General features: G+C 64.7%; 17 protein-coding genes and 1 pseudogene. 12 read left to right on the plus strand and 6 right to left on the minus strand.

Annotation, left to right across the window (positions count from 1 at the left end; genetic code table 11):
- Nucleotides 1-86: 86 nt before the first annotated feature.
- Together AC1Q6V_RS07860 and AC1Q6V_RS07865 are read left to right on the plus strand one after the other, a co-directional pair.
- On the plus strand, nucleotides 87-785 hold the full coding sequence (locus tag AC1Q6V_RS07860) for a hydrolase (RefSeq protein ID WP_454751336.1): 699 nt from the start codon (nucleotides 87-89) through the stop codon (nucleotides 783-785).
- Between the two features lie 268 nt (nucleotides 786-1,053).
- Complete coding sequence (locus AC1Q6V_RS07865) at nucleotides 1,054-2,718, plus strand: ABC-F family ATP-binding cassette domain-containing protein (protein ID WP_010812586.1); 1,665 nt, start codon at nucleotides 1,054-1,056, stop codon at nucleotides 2,716-2,718.
- A 193-nt stretch (nucleotides 2,719-2,911) separates the two neighbouring features.
- Here the strand turns inward: AC1Q6V_RS07865 and AC1Q6V_RS07870 are convergent, their stop codons facing one another.
- Complete coding sequence (locus AC1Q6V_RS07870; protein WP_011616505.1) at nucleotides 2,912-4,180, minus strand: MFS transporter; 1,269 nt, start codon at nucleotides 4,178-4,180, stop codon at nucleotides 2,912-2,914.
- Between the two features lie 108 nt (nucleotides 4,181-4,288).
- Here AC1Q6V_RS07870 and AC1Q6V_RS07875 point away from each other — a divergent pair, with 108 nt between their 5' ends.
- Nucleotides 4,289-5,176, plus strand: coding sequence for a LysR substrate-binding domain-containing protein (locus AC1Q6V_RS07875; protein WP_454751337.1), 888 nt, complete (start codon nucleotides 4,289-4,291; stop codon nucleotides 5,174-5,176).
- A 335-nt stretch (nucleotides 5,177-5,511) separates the two neighbouring features.
- Complete coding sequence (gene phaZ, locus AC1Q6V_RS07880) at nucleotides 5,512-6,750, plus strand: polyhydroxyalkanoate depolymerase (RefSeq protein ID WP_010812589.1); 1,239 nt, start codon at nucleotides 5,512-5,514, stop codon at nucleotides 6,748-6,750.
- 1,160 nt (nucleotides 6,751-7,910) lie between these two features.
- Here the strand turns inward: phaZ and AC1Q6V_RS07885 are convergent.
- Nucleotides 7,911-8,795, minus strand: coding sequence for a LysR family transcriptional regulator (locus AC1Q6V_RS07885; protein WP_454751338.1), 885 nt, complete (start codon nucleotides 8,793-8,795; stop codon nucleotides 7,911-7,913).
- Between the two features lie 201 nt (nucleotides 8,796-8,996).
- Here AC1Q6V_RS07885 and argC point away from each other — a divergent pair, with 201 nt between their 5' ends.
- Entirely contained in the window at nucleotides 8,997-9,950 is a 954-nt protein-coding gene (gene argC, locus AC1Q6V_RS07890; protein ID WP_011616502.1) for an N-acetyl-gamma-glutamyl-phosphate reductase, read from the plus strand.
- 275 nt (nucleotides 9,951-10,225) lie between these two features.
- Nucleotides 10,226-10,333 (plus strand): annotated as a pseudogene (locus AC1Q6V_RS07895) (MBL fold metallo-hydrolase); the annotation flags it as partial.
- 104 nt (nucleotides 10,334-10,437) lie between these two features.
- On the opposite strand, the gene AC1Q6V_RS07900 reads toward AC1Q6V_RS07895, so the two are convergent.
- Nucleotides 10,438-11,334, minus strand: coding sequence for a LysR family transcriptional regulator (locus AC1Q6V_RS07900; protein ID WP_010812593.1), 897 nt, complete (start codon nucleotides 11,332-11,334; stop codon nucleotides 10,438-10,440).
- Nucleotides 11,335-11,447: 113 nt separating this feature from the next.
- Between AC1Q6V_RS07900 and AC1Q6V_RS07905 the strand changes: the two genes are divergently transcribed.
- The 4 genes from AC1Q6V_RS07905 (at nucleotide 11,448) to AC1Q6V_RS07920 (ending at nucleotide 14,566) form a co-directional block, all read left to right on the plus strand.
- The gene (locus AC1Q6V_RS07905) at nucleotides 11,448-12,455 is read left to right on the plus strand and encodes a Bug family tripartite tricarboxylate transporter substrate binding protein (protein WP_011616501.1); all 1,008 of its coding nucleotides are present in this window, start codon (nucleotides 11,448-11,450) and stop codon (nucleotides 12,453-12,455) included.
- A 20-nt stretch (nucleotides 12,456-12,475) separates the two neighbouring features.
- Nucleotides 12,476-13,519, plus strand: coding sequence for an Ldh family oxidoreductase (locus AC1Q6V_RS07910; protein WP_454751339.1), 1,044 nt, complete (start codon nucleotides 12,476-12,478; stop codon nucleotides 13,517-13,519).
- Nucleotides 13,520-13,541: 22 nt separating this feature from the next.
- A complete protein-coding gene (locus tag AC1Q6V_RS07915; RefSeq protein WP_011616500.1) occupies nucleotides 13,542-14,279 on the plus strand; it encodes an ABC transporter substrate-binding protein in 738 nt (245 codons plus the stop codon).
- 80 nt (nucleotides 14,280-14,359) lie between these two features.
- The gene (locus AC1Q6V_RS07920; RefSeq protein WP_454751340.1) at nucleotides 14,360-14,566 is read left to right on the plus strand and encodes a DUF302 domain-containing protein; all 207 of its coding nucleotides are present in this window, start codon (nucleotides 14,360-14,362) and stop codon (nucleotides 14,564-14,566) included.
- 1 nt (nucleotide 14,567) lies between these two features.
- Here the strand turns inward: AC1Q6V_RS07920 and AC1Q6V_RS07925 are convergent, their stop codons facing one another.
- The 3 genes from AC1Q6V_RS07925 to AC1Q6V_RS07935 all read right to left on the minus strand — a co-directional run bounded on the left by AC1Q6V_RS07925 (nucleotide 14,568) and on the right by AC1Q6V_RS07935 (nucleotide 17,999).
- Nucleotides 14,568-15,704, minus strand: coding sequence for a zinc-binding dehydrogenase (locus AC1Q6V_RS07925; protein ID WP_454751341.1), 1,137 nt, complete (start codon nucleotides 15,702-15,704; stop codon nucleotides 14,568-14,570).
- Nucleotides 15,705-16,018: 314 nt separating this feature from the next.
- Nucleotides 16,019-16,987, minus strand: a complete 969-nt coding sequence (locus AC1Q6V_RS07930) for a Bug family tripartite tricarboxylate transporter substrate binding protein (RefSeq protein WP_010812599.1) — start codon at nucleotides 16,985-16,987, stop codon at nucleotides 16,019-16,021.
- Between the two features lie 31 nt (nucleotides 16,988-17,018).
- Nucleotides 17,019-17,999, minus strand: coding sequence for an amidohydrolase family protein (locus tag AC1Q6V_RS07935; RefSeq protein WP_011616498.1), 981 nt, complete (start codon nucleotides 17,997-17,999; stop codon nucleotides 17,019-17,021).
- A gap of 106 nt (nucleotides 18,000-18,105) precedes the next feature.
- Between AC1Q6V_RS07935 and AC1Q6V_RS07940 the strand changes: the two genes are divergently transcribed.
- Complete coding sequence (locus tag AC1Q6V_RS07940; RefSeq protein ID WP_010812601.1) at nucleotides 18,106-19,071, plus strand: LysR family transcriptional regulator; 966 nt, start codon at nucleotides 18,106-18,108, stop codon at nucleotides 19,069-19,071.
- The gene (locus tag AC1Q6V_RS07945; RefSeq protein ID WP_454751342.1) at nucleotides 19,071-20,384 is read left to right on the plus strand and encodes a hypothetical protein; all 1,314 of its coding nucleotides are present in this window, start codon (nucleotides 19,071-19,073) and stop codon (nucleotides 20,382-20,384) included. Before AC1Q6V_RS07940 ends, AC1Q6V_RS07945 begins: the two co-directional genes overlap by 1 nt.
- Nucleotides 20,385-20,708: the final 324 nt, after the last annotated feature.

Genomic DNA, 20,708 nt, shown 5'->3' on the forward strand with positions numbered 1-20,708 from the left:
GACGGCACGACAACGCAACACAGCGAACAAAGCGCCGCCCAACGAGAACTCACAATCATTGAATAAATTTCATCGGAGAGAGCAGCATGTCGAACGCCAAGCTGGAAGTCCTGACCCCGCGCAACAGCCAACTGATCATCATCGACCACCAGCCCCAGATGGCTTTTGGTGTGCAGTCGATGGACCGCCAGACCATGAAGAACAACGTCGTGGGCCTGGCCAAGGCAGCGAAGATCTTCGATGTGCCGACCACCATCACCACGGTCGAGAGCGATTCATTCTCCGGCTATACCTACCCCGAACTGCTCGACGTCTTCCCCGGCAAGCAAACGCTCGAACGCACCTCGATGAACTCCTGGGACGACCAGAAGGTGCGCGACGCGCTGGCCGCCAATGGCCGCAAGAAAATCGTCGTGGCCGGCCTGTGGACCGAGGTCTGCAACACTACCTTCGCGTTGTGCGCAATGCTTGAGGGCGACTACGAGATCTATATGGTGGCCGACGCTTCGGGCGGCACGACCAAGGGAGCTCATGACTACGCCATGCAGCGCATGGTCCAGGCAGGCGTGGTGCCCGTGACCTGGCAACAGGTCATGCTGGAATGGCAACGCGACTGGAAGAACCGCGAGACGTACGACGACGTGATGGCCGTGGTCAAGGAGCACTCGGGCGCCTATGGCATGGGGATCGACTATGCCTATACGATGGTCCACAAAGCCGCGCAACGCACGGCAACCACGCACGAATCGCTGGCTCCCGTGCACGCACCGGTCATCGAGCGCTGATGCATGTCCGCCACCAGCCATCCCTCGGAGCACACAAGATGATTCCAGGTCGAAGCGTGGCCAACGGCGCCTTCCTGCTGGGATGCTGGCTGGCCATCAGCACGTCCAGCGTAGCGGCGGCAGCGATCGTCGCCAACGCGCTGATCGCATGATCGCATGCCCCCGCTACAGGATGGATCTCAGCCATGAGCGCAAACGTCAACGCATCAGACTACAGCCCTGCTCATCCGGTCGGCTATCATGCGAATCCTCTCTGAAGTAGCTCCCTATGATTTCCGTCCGTAATGTCACGCTGCGCCGCGGCGTCAATGTCGTACTCGACCGCGCGTCCGTCACCTTCAACCCCGGCGAAAAGATTGGTCTTGTCGGCCGCAATGGCGCCGGCAAGTCATCCTTCTTCGGCCTTCTCAACGGGACGCTACACGAAGACAGCGGTGAGTTCTCGATTCCCGCTGCATGGAAGATGGGCCAGGTCGCGCAGGAGATGCCGGAGACCGGGCAGAGCGCGACCGACTTCGTAGTCGAGGGTGATACCGTGCTGTTGGCCGCGCAGGCCGAAGTAGCCGCCGCCGAGGTCAGCGACGACGGCATGCGCATGGCGCACGCCTACATGGCCCTGCACGACGCCGGTGCACACGATGCCCCCGCGCGTGCCCAAGCGCTGATCCTCGGCCTTGGCTTCAGTGCTGCGCAGCTTAGTCAGCCGGTCAACAGTTTCTCCGGCGGCTGGCGCATGCGACTGCAACTGGCGCGCGCGCTCATGTGCCCGTCCGACCTGCTGCTGCTCGACGAGCCGACCAATCACCTCGACCTCGACGCGCTGGTCTGGCTGGAAGCCTGGCTCAAGCGCTATCAGGGAACCCTGGTAGTGATCAGCCACGACCGCGAATTCCTCGATGCGGTGACGCAGGTGACGGTGCACGTCGACAACGCCAAGCTCGTGCGTTATGGCGGCAACTACAGCAAATTCGAAGACATGCGCGCTGAGCAACTCGTATTGCAGCAGGCCGCGCTGGCCAGGCAGGCGGACAAGATCGCCCACCTGCAGAAATTCATCGACCGTTTCAAGGCCAAGGCCTCGAAGGCGAAGCAGGCGCAGAGCCGGGTCAAGGCGCTCGAACGCATGGAGAAGATCGCACCGGTACTTGCCGACGCAGAGTTCAACTTCGAGTTCAAGGAGCCGCTCAACGTCCCGAACCCGCTGTTGTCGATGCTGGACGCGAGCTTTGGCTACCCGGCGCCGACCGGCGCACTGCCGGGCACGCCGCCCACGATCATCGTGCGGGGCATCAACCGTTCCGTGCTGGCCGGGCAGCGCATCGGCATTCTCGGTGCCAACGGCCAAGGAAAGTCCACGCTGGTGAAGACGGTGGCGCACGCGCTGGCACCGATTGCCGGCGAAATCAGCGAAGGCAAAGGCCTGAATATCGGCTACTTCGCACAGCAGGAACTCGACGTGCTGCGCCCGCTCGACACGCCGATGGAGCACATGATCCGCCTTGCCAAGGACACGCCGGCGCACATGCGCGCTCCCGGCCAGAGTGGCACCGAACAATCCCTTCGCACCTTCCTCGGCACCTTCAACTTCAGTGGCGACATGGTCCATCAGGCGGTTAGCACGATGAGCGGCGGCGAGAAGGCGCGGCTCGTGTTGTGCATGATCGTGTGGCAGCGTCCCAACCTGCTGCTGCTCGACGAGCCTACCAACCACCTCGACCTGGCCACCCGCGAAGCGCTAGGCATGGCGCTCAACGAATTCGAAGGCACAGTGATGCTGGTCAGTCACGACCGGGCCCTGCTGCGCGCCGTATGCGATGAGTTCTGGCTGGTCACCAAGGGCGGCGTCGAGCCCTTCGACGGCGATCTGGACGATTACCAGCAGTTCCTGCGCGACGAAGCCCGTCGCCTGCGCGAGCAGCCTGCCGCAGTGTAGAAGGTCATCGTCTGAAATGGTGGGACCCAGGCGTGAGCTTTACAGGATTCAGCGCGAAGGTCGCCATTGAGCACCTCGTGATTGATATGGCGAATTCCGAAATCCCGTCGCAGTGGGTCTCCTTTTCAGAACCCTGCGCATGCCTATTAATGGGAAGCTGCTCGCCGGTCGAAGCAGTGACTGGAAACGTCAGTCAGTTGCCGGGACCATCGCCAGCCCGGGGAAAAAGCGGCCACGCGGTCGCCGCGCAGGCCCCGGCCAGGAGCCAGACGCCGGCCCAGCCGCCGCTATCGAGCAGTAGCGGAATCGCCGCAGGGGCAGCGAAGTACGCGGCGAAGACCAGCGTATTGGCCAGTCCGAGGGCCGTACCCGCCCGCTCCGCGCCCGCCTGCGTCGCCAGTTCGGTGTAGGCAACCCCATGCCAGGCCGAAACCGCGATGCCAGCCAGCACGACCGCGACCATGGTCAGCGTCGCAGGAACACCCTGCCCGACCGCCGCGCAGAGGGCCAGCGGCACGAACATCAGCGCGGCGATCAGCGTGCAATGGCGCAGCCATGCACGGCGGTTGCCACGCCGATCGGTATGGCGGCCGCTCCAGATCCGCATCGCCATCGCGCCGAGCTGCACAGCGCAAAGGGTGGCGGCGATGCCCGACACAGCCACATGGGCCGCATCGTGCAGGAACACCGAGGCGAAGCTCAAGACCGCGAACTGGGGCGCGCACAGGATGCCGATGGCCAACGCAATGCGCCAGACCCGCAGGCTGCGCAACGGGCTGGCATTGTCATGCGCATGGCGTCGTGCCGACGCGGGGGCAGCGAGATGCGTGGGTTCGTGCAGCCATCGCCAGGTCAGCCAGGCAGAGGCAAGGCAGAACGCGGCCAGGACTGCATACACCCAGCGAAAGCCCATGGCAAAGGCCAGCCACGGCAACACGAGCGCCCCTAGCCCGCCGCCGAGGGGCACCGCCGTCTGGCGGATACTCATCGCCAGGCCGCGCTCGCCGTCGGCGAACCATCGCATCACCGCCCGCCCGCTGGCCCCGTTGACGCTGCCGCCCGCCAGTCCCAGCAGCGCCATGCAGGCCATCGCCACCGGCAAGGACGGCACGCGATCCGGCCTTGGGGCCAGGAACAGTGCCATCACCGCCAGTATGAGAGCGGTGGCGCCGAGCCCGTACAGCAGGACGCGACGGTCGCCCCACCGGTCGGCCGCTGCGCCCCACGGCAGTTCGGACAACGCGGCGCCGATGCCCAACGCACCAAGCAGCAGGCCAAGCCCCCCGTTGTCGATCTGATAGGCGCTGCGCAGCCACACCGCGGTGGCGGGCAACCCGTTGGCGGCAGCGATGAAGCTGGCGTTCGCGGCAACGCCGACGCCCAACACTTTCCAGCGATGCGAAGCAGCGGAAGCCGCGAGGGAATTGCCACCAGGGCGGGCAAAACAGACGGACTCGGCCACGACGGCCCTCCGATAAGGCTGTTGACAGGGCGTCAGTATTGCAACCAATATTCGTCTTGAAAATCAGAAAGTTTGGGACCAATTGTTTCGTTTTTCCGCACGATTGCCATGGCGTCGAATCTTGATATTGCCGCGCTGCGCAGCTTGATCGCCGGCATCGACCTGGGCAGCTTCGCGCGCGCTGCGGAGCAGGTCGGGCGCTCCACTTCGGCCGTCAGTGCGCAGATTCACAAGCTCGAGGACATGGCAGGCACGCCGCTGTTTCGCAAGGCCGGCCGGACCCTGGAACTTACCGAGGCGGGGAGTCTGCTGCTTGGCTACGCGCGCAGAATCGTTGCCCTGAACGACGAAGCTGCCGCGGCCGTGAAAGGGGTGGACCTGTCCGGCGGCGTGCGATTGGGACTGCAGGAAGAGTTCGGCGAGGCAATGCTGCCGGAGGTGTTGGGGCGGTTTGCGCGAGCGCATCCGAAGGTCCGGGTCGAAGCCATGGTGGCGCGCAATCACGATTTGTTCGCCCGCATCCAGGCGCGGACGCTGGATCTCGCGCTGGTCTGGGGCGGCGCGGATGGCGCTCGGACGGCAAGAGAGCCCGGCGCCGATATCGCCGTGGTCGGCGAACCGCCGATGTGCTGGGTCGGACCGGCTGCGCTGCCGTGGCACATCGAGCCCGGCCAGCCGATACCGCTGGCGGCGTTCGACCGGCCCTGCCATTTCCACGATGCCGCCACGGCGGCATTGGACCGCGCCGGAATCCCCTGGCGCGTCTCGTTCACCAGCCCCAACCTTGGTGGCCTGTGGGCCGCCGCGGCAGCCGGACTTGGGTTGGTGGTCCGCACGCCCTACGGCTTGCCGGCATCGCTGCGGCAACTTGGGGCTGCCGAAGGATTGCCGCCGCTCGGCAAGATGCCCCTGATGCTGCTGCGCGCGCCGGGACCCGCGTCCGAGGTATCGCAGCGCCTGGCTGACATCATGCTTGAGGCGTTGCGTCCAGTGTGATGGCGGCGGTGGGATGGCTGGTCACGCCCTATCGGATCGGCGGTGAACCATCGAATTCCGGCCGTTCACGTAACAGGATGCGGAAGACCGGTACGGGGTCGCAAGCAAGCGGGCCCCGCCAGCGGCGCGGCGCTTGATGTTTGGCGTTGCAGCAAGGCCTGTCCGACATATAGTGAAATCCTGGCCCGTGTTTATGACTGCACTTCCCCCCCCGCGGTGACACCTGTTGCCATGGAGAGGCACATCGACCCCGGCAGCATGCCCATCGCCGTGAGCAACACAGCGCGGATGTCATTGCCAGCCGGAATCGTGTGCGCGTTCCTACGGGAGTCTTCATGCTGTACCAGCTCGTCGAGTATCAGCGCGCGCTGCTCGCGCCATTCACCGCATGGGCGGCGAGCGCAGCAAATGCGTTCATCGATCCGGCCAGCCCCTTCGCGTATGTCCCGGGCGCATCGGGCTTTGCTGCTGGCTATGAGATGCTCTACCGGCTCGGCAGGACCTGCGAGAAGCCGTCGTTTGGCATCATCACCGCCATCCGGCGCGACGGCCACGTCATCGCGGTGGCTGAGCAGGTCATCGTGGAAGGGCCGTTTTGCCGGCTGCTGCGCTTCGCACCCGACATGGGCGCGCTTGACCCTTGCACCGCACCGACGCCGCCGGTGCTGGTCTGTGCGCCGCTGGCGGGCCATCATGCCGTCATGCTGCGTGAAGTCGTGCAGGCCTTGCTGCCCGAGCATGTCGTGTATGTGACGGATTGGAACGATGCGCGTCGCGTGCCGGTGGCCGAAGGACCGTTCCACCTCGATGACCAGGTGGCCCACCTGCAGGCCTTTATCCGTCGGATCGGGGCGGAACCGCTACATGTGCTGGCCATCTGTCAGGCCACCGTGCCAGCGCTGGCTGCGGTTTCCCTGTTGGCGAGCGCGGGTGAGCCGACGCCCAGGAGCCTCATCCTGGTGGGCGGCCCGGTCGATGCACGCCGCAGCCCGACTGCACTCGGACGTCTGGCCGCGCGCCACTCTCTCGCGTGGTTTCAGCGTAACCTGACCTATGCGGTACCGCAGCCCTACCCGGGTGCCGGACGCAAGGTGTGCCCAAGCTTTCTGCAACTTGCCGGCTTGGCGGCGGCACAGCCAGAACGTCTGGGGGAGGCTTATTGGGACTATTGCCTGGATCTCGTTCGCTGCGACCCCGTGCGTGCCAAGGAGCACCGGCGTGCCTGCGATGCCTACCACGCGGTGCTCGACATGGCGGCCGAGTTTTACCTGGACACCATCCAGCTCGTGTTCCAGGAATTTCAGTTGGCGCGCGGCAGCTGGCAGGTGCGGGGCGAGGCAGTGCGGCCACAGGACATCCGTACCACCGCACTGCTGACCATCGAGGGCGAACAGGATGAGATTTCCGGCCGGGGCCAGACGCAGGCCGCGCACGATCTGTGCCAAGGCATCGCCGCATGCGACAAGCGGCACCTCACGGCCCGCCAGTGCGGCCACTATGATCTGTTCTGCGGGCCTCGCTGGTGCACCGACGTCTACCCCCGCATCCGCGATCTGACCGGGCACGATACTTAGCATCGCCTGCCCGCGGGCAGGCGCGAGCGATCATCCAGTCAAGGGTTGTGCAATCCCTATTGGGGAACAAGAACTCGCGGTGGCCAGCTCAGGGCTGGCTCTCGGGCGCCGATGCAGGACGGCCACGCGTTGCCGCGGCGGAAGCGCCTTGGCCGCCGGCACGCCCCTTACTGCGGTCAACCTTGCCGTGCGCTTCGCTCTTGTCTTTCTTGGCACTCTCGCCGGAAGCTCCGCTGGCGGCCTGCACAGTTGGCTCCGCGCGCCTGCCAGTGTCAGTCCCCGGTGTTGGAGGCGAACCGTAGCGACCGCCCTGCGCCCACGCCGCAACGGCCGTTAGCGAAAGGGCGGCGAGGAAAGCTAGCTTTTTCATTGCTGTCTCCTTTCCTGTGGGATCGCCTATCACGGTAGACGCTCGCGCTGTAAACACAAGCCTGCGAACCCAATAGCGCTCAAGTAGCTGCAAACTCTGCTCCGCGCCGGCGTGCGATGAGGGTGCACACGAGTTCAAGAATGACGCTAACCCTCTGGCGCCGACGACACATCGTGCGTGATCTGCCCCGCGCCCAGCTTGTTCACGCGTCATCGCGCAGTCGGTAGTGGTACCGGTGATCGCTGATGCCGACACAGACTATGGCAACGAACTGAACGTCACGCGCCGGCGCGTACTTCGATCGTGAAGAAGTGATCGAGTGCCTGTACGGGACCGGCCGGCCCATCGACCGAGCCGCCGGGCGCGAAGCCGACCAGCCGCTGCAGGTCCCTACTTGCCGCCGACGCCGACCTTGCCGCGCCCGACCTTTCGATGCGGCACACTGGGGCGTAGCCTCTTCCTGGAGCCAGCCGTCAGCGTGACGTGCTCCGCAGGGTAGCGGGGGGTCCTGTGCGGCGCGGCCTGATGGGCGGAATGGCCCGGATCGATGCGCTTGATAGCTGACATGACTGACACCTCCTCAGAGGATTCTAGTCCGAAACGGCACGGCGCTTATGCCGCCCGCCGCTAGCAGCCCCATGGGCGCTGAGCTTGGGGCGCTCACCAGTGAGGGGCCCATGACCGCAACATGCAGACAGGCGCGGCAAATGTCTCCATCAATGCAATCGAGGACACGATCAACGCGTGGCGGCGCCGCGCACAGCCGCCGGCCGACGTGTGGCCAACGGCACTATCCCGCCCGCAGCGCCCACAGGGCCTCCAGTACGTATTCCGTGGCACGTTCTACCCGTTCCCCGCTGTGCGCCAACCCCAGTCGCCGCCACAACGCCGGCCGCAGCGGCCGCATCACTATGCGCGCATCCGGCGCCGGCGTGGTGACCTCGTGTGGCAGCAGGGCCGCACCATAGCCGGCCGCCACCAGGCTCTTGATGGCGTCGTTGTAGTTGAGCTGAATCCGCGGCGCCGGCCTGTGGCCACCGCTGGCGAACCACTCGGCGGTCAGGCGCGACAGGCGCGTGGTGCCGTCATTGAGGATCAGCGGGCGCGTTGCCAGCCAGGCCGGCGTGATGCGCGCCGGGCAGGGCCAGCTCGCTGGCAGGAAAGCCCGTACCGGATCGCGCCGCCAAGGGCGGATGGTCAGCCCCGCCACGCGCGCCTGTGGCAGTGCCACCAGACCGATCTCCAGCGTGCCGGCGGCCAGCCGCGCCAGCGTCTCCTCCGAGGTAAGCACGGCCACCTGCACGTCGATGTCGGGATGCCGCTCCGCCAGCATGGCCAGCGCCTGCGGCAGCAGGTGGGCGATGGCCCCGGTCGAGGCGCCGAGGCGCACGCGGCCGGTCAACCCCTGCGCCTGACGCTGCACGTCGTCCAGCGCAAGGTCGGCATCGGCCAGCAGGCGGCGGGCGCGATCGACCAGGGTCTCGCCAATGGACGACGGACGCACCTCACCGCGCCTGCGCGTCAGCAGTTGCGCACCGACACGGGCTTCCAGCTCGGCAATGTGAAGGCTGACGGTGGGCGGAGCCAGGTGCAACGCGCGCGCGGCTTCGGCGAAGGAACCCAGATCGGCGATGGCGACGAGGGTACGCAGGCGGTCCAGGCTGATCTCGCGCATGGGGCGGCACTCCGGTTAAGGGCGTATCTGCTGACGAGGAATATCGTTCAGGAAACGTGAATTTCATCGTCATGAAATTCAACTTCTTCGATTCTAGCCGGTGGCGCAAGATGGCGCTTCCTGTACCGGCCGCACCAACGCAGAGCTGATGCTGAACCGGCCGGGGCCGCCACTTTCACGCCACTGCCAAGGATCCATCCCATGCGCTACCCTCTTGTTTTCATCGACGGCGACCAGGGCACCACCGGCCTTCAGATCCACGAGCGCCTGCGCGGACGCGACGATCTGCGCCTGCTGACACTGCCCGCCGGCCAGCGCAAGGATGCGCGCGCCCGCGCCGACGCCATCAACGGCTGCGACATCGCCATCCTGTGCCTGCCGGACTCCGCCGCACGCGAGGCGGTGGCGTCCATCGTCAACCCTGCGGTGCGTGTGATCGACGCCAGTTCGGCACACCGCACGCAGCCCGGCTGGACCTACGGCTTTCCCGAGATGACCGCCGGCCAGGCGCAGCGCATCGCGGGCGCGCTGCGCGTCAGCAATCCGGGCTGCTATCCCACCGGGGCGATCGGCCTGTTGCGCCCCCTGGCGGAGGCCGGCCTGCTGCCGCACGACTACCCCATCGCCATCCATGCGGTGTCGGGCTATTCGGGTGGCGGCCGCATCGCCGTCGATACCTACGAGGGACCGGAGGCCACCCGGGCCCTGCCCTTCCAGGTCTATGGCCTGGACCTGGCGCACAAGCACACACCTGAAATCCGGCAGCACGCGGGCCTGGCACGGCGCCCCGCCTTCGTGCCGGCCTACGGCGCCTTCCGGCAAGGTATCGTACTGACGGTGGCGCTGGAGTTGGACCTGCTGGCACCCGGCACGGACGTCGGCAGGCTGCACGCCTGCCTGCTCGACCACTACGCCAACGCCCGCCATGTCGAGGTGATGCCGCTAGCCGAATCGGCCGCCGCCACTCACCTCGACCCGCAGGCACTGAACGGCACCAACGACCTGCGCCTGGGCGTGTTCGCCAACTGCGAGCACGGGCAAGTGCTGTTGGCAGCGGTGTTCGACAACCTCGGCAAGGGTGCTTCGGGGGCGGCAGTGCAGAACCTCGACCTCATGCTGGCCGGGGTGGCGGCGGAGGTTCACCGGGCCGCCTGAAGCCTACCCAGCGTCGAAATAAGAAGCGGGCCGGCAGCTTCCCGGCTTCCAGCCCGCCTGGTGCGATCGGGTCAATCACGCGTGATTCGGCGCGTCTGTGAATCCGCATGCCACGCATGGCGTGGATGCGTTCGTGATATTTCCGCATGCGCTCGTACTGACGCAGGAGCAATTGTTGCCGTTCGGTCAACATACTGAGGGCCTTCGCGATGCTGCTGGCGTTCGCCCCCGCTGCCTACAATCGGTTGCAACGATGGTTGCACAAGACGTGCGACGGTCGAGGCCTGGCTGCGGTCACCGACATCGTGATTACGCATATGCACATGGATCACGTCGGGGGCCTGAACGTGGATGGCGTCAAGGCCAAACTGCGCCCGGACGTGCCTGGGGTCGGCCATTCTCGGTCGATCATCGCTTCCTTCCCGAGTGACCATGGGTGCTCTGACACCGGTGGTCACTGACACGGCAGTAACTTCGTGCCACGCGCCTAGGGTTTCGCTGTTCCTCTTCGGATAAGCATGTCAAAGAGAAACTGAGCGGCCGGCGCCAACGGGCGTCCTCGTCGCGAGATCAATCCCAACGTTCGAGTTATCACCGGGTCAGTCAGCGGGATCGCAAGCAGACCACTGCTGGACTTCGGCGGCAAAGCCATTCGAGGCACAACACCGATTCCCAGGTCGGCCTGGACCAGGCTTACCAAGGCGGGAACATGATTTACCTCGCAGTACCATCGCGGTCTTACCGGCAGCCGCGCAAGGGCCTGGTCGATCAGGAAGCGGTTGCCGCTGCCTTGCGCGAGCGTAATGTAGTCAAAGCCTTCAAGGTCTTTCCATTTGACGCTTCTTCGCGTCGCCAGCGGATGCCCCTTGCGACAGGCGACAACGAACGCCTCTTCAATCAAGGGGCAGAAATCGATGTCAGGCTCCTGCGTCCCGATATAGGTCAGGCCGAAATCCGCATCGCCGCGCGTGACCGCGAGAAGGACATCCCCGGAAGACTCGTCAATGATGCGGATCCGTATCCCCGGATAGCGCTCGTGATACGGCCCCACGACAGAGGGCAGGAAATGCCCGACCGCAGACGGTACGCATGCAAGCGTCACCTCGCCCGACAGCCGATCGGCAACGGTCTGGATGCCGAGCATGGCCTCTTCCAGCTCGTTGATGACGTTTCGCGCCTTGTGCACAAACATGCGGCCCAGGGTAGTCAATTCGACTTTCCGGGTGGTCCGCGTGAACAGCGCGACGCCAAGCGCTTCTTCCAGTTTATCGACGCGACGCGACAGTGCCGACTGCGACAGGAACATCGCATCGGATGCCGCCTTGAAGCTGCCCAGATCGGCTACGGCCAGGAACGCTCGCAAGTCCGCCAAATCGAAATTCATGTGTCATACGCAAGAATACTTGTGATCTTTGCACTTTACACTGGAATCCGGTCAGCGTGATCATTCGCCCTATGGATGGAACGAAACACTGTCCTGACCAAGCAGGAGACACAATGCCCAACAAAGTACAAGAGCCGTTACGGCGCATGTCGCGCCGTAACGCCCTAGCCGCCCTCGCGATCCCGCTAGCCACTGCACTGATTCCCGCACAGGCGCAGACCTGGACACCCGCCAGGCCGATCCGGCTGATTGTCCCGTATGGGCCCGGCGGAAGCTCGGACGCCATTGCCCGCGTCATCGCGGCAGAGATGTCGAAGAATCTGGGCCAACAGATCGTGGTGGACAACAAGGGCGGCGGCCAGGGTGTCATCGCCATGCAGGAGACCGCACGCGCAGCGCCTGACGGATACACACTGGTTCTCGGCCACGTTGGCACGCTTGCCGTCAATCCCGCCATGATGCGCAAGCTTCCCTACGATCCTCTGAAGGACTTCACGCCGGTGACTTTGCTGGCGAAAGTGCCGATGGTGTTCGCGGTGGGGCCTACCGTCCATAGCGATTCCATCAAGGCATTCATCGCCCAGGCCAAGACGAAGCCTGGTGCCATGACCTATGGATCGGCGGGCAACGGAAGCGCTGGCAACGTTGCCTTCGAAATGCTCAAGCAGACTGCGCATATCGATCTTGTGCACGTGCCATACAAGGGCACCGGCGCCCAGATTTCCGACTTGCTCGCCGGAAACATCGACGCCGCATCGGCGGGCCTGGCGGGGATCCTGCAACACGCCAAGGCGGGCAAGCTGCGCATCCTCGCCGTTGGATCGTCACAGCGCCTCGCGCCGATTCCCAACGTTCCCACCATTGCCGAGGAAGGCTACCCGGGATTTGAAAGCTCGCAATGGTTTGGGCTGATGGCGCCAGCGCGCACGCCAACGCCGGTGGTCAGCCGCCTGCATGCCGAGGCAGTCAAGGCCCTGGCCACCCCGCTGGTGCGACAACGACTTGCCGAGGACGCAAGCACGCCTGTCGGCGCGGGCAGCGCCGAATTTGCGTCATTCATTCGTGCCGAGCAACAACGCTGGGGCACCGTCATCCGCAGCGCGGGAATCCAGGCAAACTAAGTCTTCCGAGAATATCCAGCATGCAACAAGATCGAATCACTGTATCCGAAGCCGAACTCCGCCAGCTCGGAGTGCGCGCGTTCCAGGGCCTGGGCCTGACCGAAGGGGACGCCATCGATGTCATTGACATCCTGGTACTTGCAGACCTCTTCGGGCTCAGCACCCATGGACTGTCTCGCATTGAATCCTATGGCGAACGGCTCCAGTCCGGCGGTATCTCGGCACGCCCCACCATTACAGTCGAGCGCGCCGCGCCAGCGCTGGTGAAGGTCGATGGTGGCAACGCAGTCGGCCCGCTCGCTGGCATGAAGGCGCTGCGCGCCGCCATGGAAGTCGCCGAAGAACTCGGCATCGGCATGGCCTTCGTCCGGGGCAGCAATCATTTCGGGCCAGTTTCACCGTACAGCTACATTGCGGCGGAAGCAGGATTCGCCAGCATGATTGGCAGCAACGCCACGACGACCATCGCGCCATGGGGTGGAAGCGACGCACGCCTGGGCAACAGCCCGCTGGGTTTCGGCGTACCGGGGCATGACGGCCGCCACTTCCTGCTGGACATGGCCATGAGCGTGGCCGCACGCGCCAAGATTCGCAATGCGCTCAAGGCAGGACAATCCATCCCGGATTCATGGGCTACCGACGCGCAAGGACGACGGACCACCGATCCCAAGGCTGCCCTCGATGGCTTCCTGCTGCCGATTGGCGGGCACAAGGGCTATGGGCTGGCACTGATGGTCGATCTTTTCGCAGGACTGCTGTCGGATGCGGCGTACCTGACTCACGTCAAGTCGTGGGTCGATGCACCCGACCAGCCCCAGAACCTGGGCCATTTCTTTATCCTGGTTGATACCCGGCGACTGGGATCGGCCCAATGGCTGGCTGCCCGCATGCAAGACTTTGCGGCGATCCTCCACGGTAGCGCACCCGCGGAGCCTGGCAAGCCTGTCATTGTTCCCGGAGAGATCGAACTCGACAAGCTGGCGCGTCAGCGCGAAAAGGGCATTGCCATGGATCCAGCGGTGAAGGCGCTACTGGATCGACATGCCAACGCAAAGACGAACTGAAATGGCACACGCCGGAAGCATCATGACAAGTCAATATGCAAGGCTCGCAGCGGAGCTTGCGCCGACGGGAATCCTTCGCGCATCCATCAACGTAGGCAACCCTATCCTGGCAAACCTCGATGCCGGCGGCAATCCATTCGGCGTTTCAGTGGACCTCGCCCGTGAGCTTGCCAGTTGCCTGGGTGTTCCGCTTGAGCTTGTCGTATTTGACTCAGCGGGGAAGTCGGTCGAGGCCGTCACGGCCGAACAGGCGGACTTCGGATTCTTTGCCGTCGACCCGGTCCGGGGGGCCGGCATCGCATTCTCCGAACCCTACGTGCTGATCGAAGGCGCGTATTTGGTGAAGGAGGAATCCACCGTCAAGGCCAACGAAGAGGTCGATCTTGCCGGACGCCGTGTCGTGGTAGGAAAAGGGAGCGCCTACGATCTTTATCTCACTCGTACGCTGCAACATGCACACATCGTGCGCGCGCCGACGTCCCCGGCCGTTGTGCAAACATTCCTGGAGCAAAGCGCGGACGTGGCTGCAGGGGTGCGACAGCAATTGGAAGCAGATGCCAAGCGCACTGCGGGCCTGAGGTTGTTGCCGGGCCGGTTTATGGTCATACAGCAAGCCATGGGCCTCCCCATAGCCCGCAGCGCTGAAGCCGTGGAATGGCTACGGCGGTTCGTCGAGCAGATGAAGGCCTCCTGCTTCGTTTCGGACGCTCTCAGGCGTCACGGAATCGAGGGCGCGTCCGTCGCGCCCGCAAAGTCATAGCCTGCACGGAACGCCGGGCTGGCAATGCCGGCGACGCAGGTGCTGATCTATGACAACGCCAGGCGGGGAACGCACCATTGATGCTCGCCGCACGCAGCGTTGCGCTGGACTTGCCCCTGCGCGTGCTGGTGCGCGATGACTGCCAGGGCAGCACCTGGATGAGCTGCCACACCGCCGCGGAACTGGAAAGCGCCCTCCCATTGCCGGCCGGCAGCGCCGCGCCGCCGGCTGTGGCGCAGCGGCTGATTCTTGACACGGGTGTGGGCGCGCAAGGCGCCCCACGGTGACTTATCCGGCCAGGCCCTTGTTCGGGTTGATCAGGTACTTCTCCCCCGTCGCGCGCTTGTTGTAGACGGCGATCACGTCCAGGTCCAGCACCTCGGCCAGCGAGATCTCTTTCGAGTAGTGGCTGGCAAAGGTGGTCTTCAGCTCCGCCATCACGCGTTGCTTCAGCGCGTTGGCCCGCTCGCGCCCGATCTTCTGCAGGAACGGGAACAGCAGCCAGCCGCCCATGCCCCACGCCATGCCGAAGTTGCGGTTGAACTCGGTCGGGCTTGTGTCCAGGCCGCCGTAGAGATAGACCTGCTTGTGGGTGGTCGAGCCATAGCGGCTGTATTCGCGGGCCGTCTTGCTCAAGGCCGCTTCCATGCAGGTGAGGATCTGGCCGCCGAGCTTGCCGCCGCCCGTGGCGTCGAACGCGATCGTTGCGCCAGTGGCGACGAGTGCCTCGGTGAGGTCCTGCATGAACGTGGGCGACGCGGCGTTGCAGACGTGGACCGCACCTTGTGCCTTGAGCAGGTCCGCCTGCTCTTGCTTGCGCACGATGTTCACCAGCTTGATGCCATCCTTGAGACAGATCTGATTGAGCATCTGGCCCAGGTTGGAGGCCGCGGCGGTGTGCACCAGGGCGCTATGTCCTTCGAGGCGCATGGTCTCGACCATGCCCAGTGCGGTGAGCGGGTTGACGAATGACGACGCGCCATCAGCAGGCGTGGCGCCTTCGGGCAGGACCAGGCACTGGTCCGCGGAAATGCAGCGGTACTGCGCGTACATCGCGCCGCCGATGGCAGCCACGGTCTTGCCCATCAAGGCTTGCGCCGCAGGGGACGAGCCTGCATCGACGACCACGCCCGCGCCCTCATTGCCAACCGGCATGGACGCATCCAGGCGGCCCGCCATGCTGCGCATCGCGCCTTCCGGAACGCGCGCGGTGACGATGGGGCGCTCGGCCGTGCCGCTGGCCTTGGCCGTGCTCATGTCGGCCGCACCGAACAGCAGGCCGAGATCGGACGGGTTGAGGGGGGAGGCTTCAATGCGGATGAGCACTTCATCCGGACCAGGGTGCGGCGTGTCGATGCTGTCTAGCGACAGCTCGAGTTCACCGCTGCTCTTGATTTGCGAACGAAGTTGAAGTGCGGTGTGCATTCGATGTCTCCTTGGTCTGTCGGTTTGCGGTGAGCGCGGCAGCAGCAGGGGGCTGTTTTCGCCAGCAGTCAGCAATGTAGCAAGTTCCTGCGAATGCCGTACTGGGCCGGAAATTCAGGTCATGCGTCGGCCGACAGGCCATCATGCATCGAACTGATAACGGTGGATATGCCAATCACCTGGCGGTCAGCCCTGTTGCGCTTTACGTTCCAGTCGCCGGCTCGACTCGGACTGAAGGAAACGATTGACCCGCCTGTGCGGGACCGGCCGGCCCACGAGCGCGGCCAGCCCCTGCATGCTGCACGGCGGCAACATCATTCGGCCTTGTAGCCCGATGCCTTGATGGGCCGCTCCCAGCGCCTGAGGTCGGCGACCTGGGTCTCGCCGAGTTGCTGCGGGCCGGCGTAGTTCGCATTCAGGCCGATCTCGCGGATGCGCGCCTGGAGATCGGGCGCCTTGAGCACTTCGGCGATCGCGTCGGACAGGCGCTTGACCTTGTCGGCCGGCAGGCCTGCCGGGGCGAACAGGCCGACGAAGGCCTCAGCTGTGGCGTCGATTCCGGACTCCTTGAGCGTGGCCACGTCGGGCAGCGCCGGCGATCGCGCGTTACCCGTGACCGCGAGGATGCGCAGGCGGCCCGCGCGGTGATGCTCGATCGTCTCCGATATCGTGTCCACCATGATGGGAATCTGTCCGCCCAGCAGATCGGACACTGCCGGCGCGCCGCCCTTGTAGGCAACGTGCGTGAGCGGCACGCCTGAGGCCTGCGACAGCAGCACGCCCGCAAAGTGCGGCACGGTGCCTGCGCCCGAAGTGCCGTAGTTGGCGCGGGCCGGGTTGGCCTTGAGCCAGTTCAGCACCGCGCGGATGTCGCCGGCCGGCGCCGCCGGACCCGCCGTCACCGCGAAGTCGAAGGTCACCACGCGCGCGATGGGCGTGAAGTCCTTCACCGGGTCGTAGTTGAGGTGGTAGAGCCATGGCGAGATCACCAACGCGCCGCTGGGTGAAATGACCAGCGTGTTGCCGTCGGCCGGCGCGCGCTTTGCTTCCCCAAGCACCAGGCGACCGCCAGCTCCGGGCTTGTTCTCGACGATCACCTGCTGGCCGAGCGGCAGGCGCAGGCGCTCGGCCAGCAGCCGCGCCACGACATCGACCGAGCCGCCGGGCGCGAAGCCGACCAGCAGCTTGAGGGGGGGCTTGTCCTGGGCAAGGGCGCCCATGGGCAGCGCGGCGGCCAGCGCCATGGTTGCAGCCACCCGATTGAAAACGCGTCGCTTCAACATGCTGAGAGTCTCCTTGGTCAGCCGAAGTCGATCAGAAACCGAATACTCGCATGGCATTGCCCGAACGCACGGCGTCGCGCTGCGCGGCGGGCAGCCGCTCGGTATTGGCGAAGGACCCGCGCGTGTCGTGAACCTGGTGCGGCCAGTCGGTGCCGAACATCACCCGGTCGGCGCCGACGACCGAGATCAGGAACTCCAGCGAAGCCGGACTGTACGAGATGCAGTCGTAGTGGATGTGGCGCAGGTAGTCGATGGGCGTGCGCTGCATCTTGCGCCGCTGGGGGATCTCGACCTCGTGGCCCTTCCCGAAACGGCCGGCCAGGTAGGGCAACGCACCGCCCGCATGCGAGGCGATGATCTTGAGGTTGGGGTATTGGTCGAAGAAGCCCTCGAAGATCATGCGCGTGATGGCGAGCGTGGTGTCGAACATGAAGCCCACCGACCAGCTCAGGTCGAACTTGGTCATGTCCATCAGGTCGGCGCCCGGCGGGTCGGTGGGGTGCACCAGCACCGGCAGCGCGCGGCGGTCGATTTCGGCCCAGATGGGTGCGAAGGCCGGGTCGGTCAGGCTGCGGCCGGCGATGTTGGCCAGCACCATGACGCCGCTCGCACCGTTGTCGCAGGTGCGCTTGAGCTCGTCGAGCGCGCGCTGCGGGTATTCCCACGGCAGCGACGTGAACCAACGCAGCCGGCTCGGGTGATCGGCCTGCGCCTGCGCCAGCGAATCGTTGGATTCGCGCGCCGCTTCGCAGCTGGTTTCCTCGTCGCCCCAGAACACATTGGGGCAAGTCAGCGACATGACTGAGATATCGATGCCGGCCGCGTCCATGTGCTGGATGCGCAGATCGTAGTCGAAGTGTCCTTTCTGTGGGATGACCACGGGCGTGTCGCCACGGAATACCTCGTGCTGGCCGTCGGGGCGCTGCTGGATGTTGTAGAGGCCGCCCTTGCGCTTGAGCAGCTCCAGCCAGGGCTTTGTGAAGATGTGGGTGTGGACATCGATGACAGGCATCTAGGAGGCTCCTGTGGTGTGTGAGTGACGGATGTCTAGACACTACTGTAGTGATCTGGCATAAACGTATTGGCAGATATCTTGATACCAGGATAAGTAAATACTTATGCCCGACCGACTCACCGCCCTGGCCCTTGAAACGCTGGGCCGCATGCGCTCACGCCTGAAGGCGCGCCAGCTCAACCTGCTGGTCGCGCTGAGCGAGTACGGCTCGCTTTCCCGCGTAGCGCAGGAATGGGGGGTGACCCAGCCCTACTTGACGCAGATGCTGGCCGAGGTCGAATCCATGATGGGCACGGCTCTGTTCACGCGGCAACGCGGTGGCGTCACGCCCACGCCGGTGGGGCGCATCGCGATCTCGCGCGCATCGCGCCTGCTGGTCGACCTGCAGGACTGGGCCAACGACATGGCCGCAGCCCGCCTGGGCTTCACCGAGCGGCTCAGCATCGGCGTGATCCACTACCTGTCCGGCCAGTTGCTGTGCGACACGCTCTCGCACACACGCGAGCAGGTCGGGCCGTTCGTGTTCTCGGTGGAGGAAGCCAGTAGCGACCGCCTGCTGGCGCTGCTTCGCGAGCACAGGCTCGAAGGCGTGGTGGCACGCGCGCGCGGCGCGGCACAGGTGCGTGACCTGCGCTGCGACATCCTGTTCCGCCAGCGCCCTGCGCTGGTGTGCCACCTCAAGACTGCCAGGCATCTGGGCAAGCGCGCGCTGGACTGGCACGAGCTCGCCACCATGGACTGGGTCCTGCCGCCCGCGGGAACGGCGCTGGGTGCCTCGGTGCTGGACCTGTTCCTGCACGTGGGCGAAGAGCCACCGGTGCCGGCCATCGAAACCCATTCGCTCAAGATCGTCGGCCGCATGATCGAGCGCAACCCGTCGATGGTGGCCATCGTGCCTGCCGACGTGGCGCACGATCTGTCCACCCGCGCGCACGTGGCCAGCGTGCCCTGCGACCTGGAGTGGCCGCTGCCGCCGGTGGCGCTTTACCGGCGCCAGGGTGCGGGTGACTCACCTACCATGGCGACTTTTGTGCGCACGCTGAAGACTCTGTGCAAGGAACGGTTCTGATGACCGCCAGTCACCTCTTCCCGACCTCCCCAATGTCCGCATCTCCCGAACCAACACCGTCCCAACAACTCTCCGACCAGCAACTGGTGCAGGAAATCTGTTCGGCTCCCAATGCGCTGGAAGCCCACCGCCGGTTCGAGAAGAACGCGGCCGCCTTGGAAGAATGGCAGATCCTCTTTGCGGAGGAGAGCAACGCCGGATCCATCAAGCTGCTGGATCGGACACTAGGCCCCGCCGGCGTTGCGACGTCTGTATTCCGCGGGAAATCGCTATGGCTGATGGACGCGCCATTTGTCTCGCAATCCGGGCCAATGGGCTTTCACGGCGGCTCGGCCATGTTCGTAGACTCCAATGCGGCCACCTATATTCGCAAGATCGCCTACCAGGACAACCCGTCTCCGGAAGCGTTGAACCGGGCTGATCTGATCAACCAGATCGGACCAAGGCTGCAACAGCTCAACCCCTATCTCTATCTGTGGGAGTCGCTCCGGTCCTGGAATGATGAGACGGTCGCCAGATGCAAAGAGTCAGTAGCCGCGATCCATGCGCTGTCGTCCTCCGGCAGCAAGCTGACTGCGGAATGGGGTCGGCGCTTCCGCGCGGAGTTCCGTGAGAGTGCAGAGAATTTTGCCACCGGCCTGATGGCGGAATTCGAACGGAACCTGAAGGCTGGGCTTTTCGCCGGCCTGGAGGACCAGCTCGATCTGATGGAGGCGATCCTGGTTCGGAGCCGGATCATCGAGCTGAGTTCCAACAAGGCCAAGGAGCACAAGCTGGCGCAGTTGGTCGAGTACATGCACGAAGAACTGTCCACAATCATGCTACGGGAGCTGATCGTCTGCGGTGACATCCTGCTTCGCAGCAACCGATCAAGGATCTCCAGGAAGCTCAATTCCATCCAGAACCATGCCGATCCCCTCGCGCTGATCAGAAACTGCGCTTGGGACATGTACATTCCTCGCGCCCTGGATGCCTTGACCTCCGTCACTCCTGACCAGGCTCCTCACGTGGACTTCTATGTGGCGGAGGTGCTCAGCTTCGACGGCGACGTATCAGACATCATCAACACCACGAAGTTGAGGGCGATCGCCGTGCATCGGCCTTCGAAGAAGAACTTCCCGTTCTTCGATAGCGATGTGGCCGAGTGGTTGGGCAACCGCCTCGGGCCGAAACGCATGGACGCGCTGTCGGACTACTTCCTGCCGGAAGCCTTCATGGATCGAGCCAGGCGCCGGCCCTCAACGTCGGTCCGGTCCATTCTGGAAGCAGACCGCGAGGAGCTGATGCAGTTGATCCGGCAAAAGAAGGGTTGAACTCGAAACCGGGCCGCCCAGACTGTTGGCAATTTGCTGCAAGGCCCGGCCCCCTCGACTGCCGAAGCCGCCCCCTGCAGTAGTCGAGAGGCTGCTCAGGGTCGGAAGCGGCAGTTTGCTGGAACGCCACCAAACCGCTAAAGCGACCACAAGCTGTATATACTCGCTCCACACATAGCGCACGACCTGCCGCCAAGGCAGTAGCGAAAGGTGACGGTACAAAAAGATGAAAAATGCCGTATATCTCGCCTTGCCCGCGATGTTGGGAGCGGGTTGACCCGCGCCAACCATGGGCCAGACTCCTCCACGCACCCAGTTGCTGGC

The sequence above is a fragment of the Cupriavidus sp. GW823-FHT07B10 genome (genome assembly GCF_058794355.1).

Bases quoted from the DNA above. Each gene is read 5' to 3' on its own strand.
- AC1Q6V_RS07860 (WP_454751336.1), top strand. From the start codon at position 87: ATGTCGAACGCCAAGCTGGAAGTCCTGACCCCGCGCAACAGCCAACTG.
- AC1Q6V_RS07865 (WP_010812586.1), top strand. From the start codon at position 1,054: ATGATTTCCGTCCGTAATGTCACGCTGCGCCGCGGCGTCAATGTCGTA.
- AC1Q6V_RS07875 (WP_454751337.1), top strand. From the start codon at position 4,289: ATGGCGTCGAATCTTGATATTGCCGCGCTGCGCAGCTTGATCGCCGGC.
- phaZ (WP_010812589.1), top strand. From the start codon at position 5,512: ATGCTGTACCAGCTCGTCGAGTATCAGCGCGCGCTGCTCGCGCCATTC.
- AC1Q6V_RS07885 (WP_454751338.1), bottom strand. From the start codon at position 8,795: ATGCGCGAGATCAGCCTGGACCGCCTGCGTACCCTCGTCGCCATCGCC.
- argC (WP_011616502.1), top strand. From the start codon at position 8,997: ATGCGCTACCCTCTTGTTTTCATCGACGGCGACCAGGGCACCACCGGC.
- AC1Q6V_RS07900 (WP_010812593.1), bottom strand. From the start codon at position 11,334: ATGAATTTCGATTTGGCGGACTTGCGAGCGTTCCTGGCCGTAGCCGAT.
- AC1Q6V_RS07905 (WP_011616501.1), top strand. From the start codon at position 11,448: ATGCCCAACAAAGTACAAGAGCCGTTACGGCGCATGTCGCGCCGTAAC.
- AC1Q6V_RS07910 (WP_454751339.1), top strand. From the start codon at position 12,476: ATGCAACAAGATCGAATCACTGTATCCGAAGCCGAACTCCGCCAGCTC.
- AC1Q6V_RS07915 (WP_011616500.1), top strand. From the start codon at position 13,542: ATGACAAGTCAATATGCAAGGCTCGCAGCGGAGCTTGCGCCGACGGGA.
- AC1Q6V_RS07920 (WP_454751340.1), top strand. From the start codon at position 14,360: ATGCTCGCCGCACGCAGCGTTGCGCTGGACTTGCCCCTGCGCGTGCTG.
- AC1Q6V_RS07925 (WP_454751341.1), bottom strand. From the start codon at position 15,704: ATGCACACCGCACTTCAACTTCGTTCGCAAATCAAGAGCAGCGGTGAA.
- AC1Q6V_RS07930 (WP_010812599.1), bottom strand. From the start codon at position 16,987: ATGTTGAAGCGACGCGTTTTCAATCGGGTGGCTGCAACCATGGCGCTG.
- AC1Q6V_RS07935 (WP_011616498.1), bottom strand. From the start codon at position 17,999: ATGCCTGTCATCGATGTCCACACCCACATCTTCACAAAGCCCTGGCTG.
- AC1Q6V_RS07940 (WP_010812601.1), top strand. From the start codon at position 18,106: ATGCCCGACCGACTCACCGCCCTGGCCCTTGAAACGCTGGGCCGCATG.
- AC1Q6V_RS07945 (WP_454751342.1), top strand. From the start codon at position 19,071: ATGACCGCCAGTCACCTCTTCCCGACCTCCCCAATGTCCGCATCTCCC.